1 protein-coding gene is annotated in these 1506 nt (G+C 45.8%); it reads left to right on the forward strand.

Features of this window, described 5'->3' with window-relative positions:
* Nucleotides 1-62 precede the first annotated feature (62 nt).
* The gene (locus CXF95_RS26145; protein WP_101197042.1) at nucleotides 63-1502 is read left to right on the forward strand and encodes an IS66 family transposase; all 1440 of its coding nucleotides are present in this window, start codon (nucleotides 63-65) and stop codon (nucleotides 1500-1502) included.
* Nucleotides 1503-1506 lie beyond the last annotated feature (4 nt).

Consider the following 1506-nt stretch of genomic DNA (forward strand, 5'->3'; position numbering starts at 1 on the left):
TCGTATTGACTGATCCCGCTAGGATGTCAGACTTGCCTTAATATCACTTTAGTTATTAACCAATGAAGATTGACGGCATTGAAATCGACAGTGTGATCGATTCAACAAAAAAGTTGCTTACAGAGGATAAATCAATTTCGCCGGCCTTAAGAGCGGCAATTGAATTGATCATGCTGGTTGTGTCTTTGCTTGCTAATCGATTAGGACTAAATAGCCAAAACAGCAGTAAACCACCCTCCACAGATTTTGATAGAAAGAAGAATTCAAGGACTAAATCTGACAATCCGGCCGGCGGCCAGAAAGGGCGGGAGGGTAAAACGCTGAGCCCGTTCGAAGAGCCCGATGTAGTCAAGGATATTCCCGTAAACAGGGCGCTATTGCCTCCTGGGAAGTATCGTGATGCTGGCGTCCAGTGTCGTCAAGTGGTTGACATAGAAATATCACGCATGGTCACCGAATACAGAGCGCAAATACTGCTCAACGAAACAGGCAAGAAATTCACAGCTGAGTTTCCACAAGGTGTTAACAGTGCTATCCAATATGGCGATGGCATTAAAGCGCACGCGGTTTACCTGTCACAATATCAATTGCTGCCTTATAAACGTATTGAAGAGTATTTTTCCGATCAACTCAATATTCCGATCAGTGCGGGAACCTTGTTTAACTTCAATCAAAAAGCGTCAGATTTAATTGAGCAAACAGGTGCCGCGGATCGGATCAAAGCCGCACTACGAGCATCACCCGTGCTGCATGTTGATGAAACAGGCGTCAACATTAACGGCAAGCGGCGTTGGTTACATTGTGCCTCATCACTTACCTGGACGTATTTCCATGCCCACGATAAACGTGGGAAAGAGGCCATGGATGCGGCCGAGATACTGCCATGCTTTACGGGCATTCTGTGCCATGACCACTGGAAACCTTACTACAAATATATCCTATGTGAACATTCTCTGTGCAATGCCCATCATTTGAGAGAATTGGAAAGAGCGTGGGAGCAAGACAAGCAGAAATGGGCCAATGAAATGCGTGCACTGCTGACCAAGCTTTGTCAGGACGTGAAGGATAATGACGGTAAGTTAACGCCAGAGTCTGCCCGCGTCGCCAGAGAACAGTACCGTGAAATACTCTTTGAGGGTGATAAGGAGTGTCCGCCACCAAATGAGGAGGACCGACCAGCAGGACAACGGGGTCGTTTAAAACGAACCAAAGCGCGCGCCTTGCTTGAACGGCTCAGAGAATTTGAAAATGATGCGCTTAGATTTATCGAAATAAAAGATGTCCCCTTTACTAACAATCAAGGGGAAAACGATATTCGAATGACAAAAGTACATCAAAAAATATCGGGATGTTTCAGAAGTCAAAACGGTGCGGATATGTTTTGTTTGCTTCGCAGTTACATATCCAGTTGTCGCAAGCAAGATGTTTCAGCAAGTGAGGCGTTGCGACTATTGTTCAAGGGCAGGCTTCCTGACATCTTTTCATCTGCGCGACCTGAATAGTTAC

It is taken from the genome of Paraglaciecola sp. MB-3u-78 (assembly GCF_002835935.1).
In the GTDB taxonomy this organism is placed as follows: Bacteria; Pseudomonadota; Gammaproteobacteria; order Enterobacterales; family Alteromonadaceae; genus Paraglaciecola.

Coding starts and splice junctions, on each gene's coding strand:
- CXF95_RS26145 (WP_101197042.1), top strand. CDS start 63: ATGAAGATTGACGGCATTGAAATCGACAGTGTGATCGATTCAACAAAA.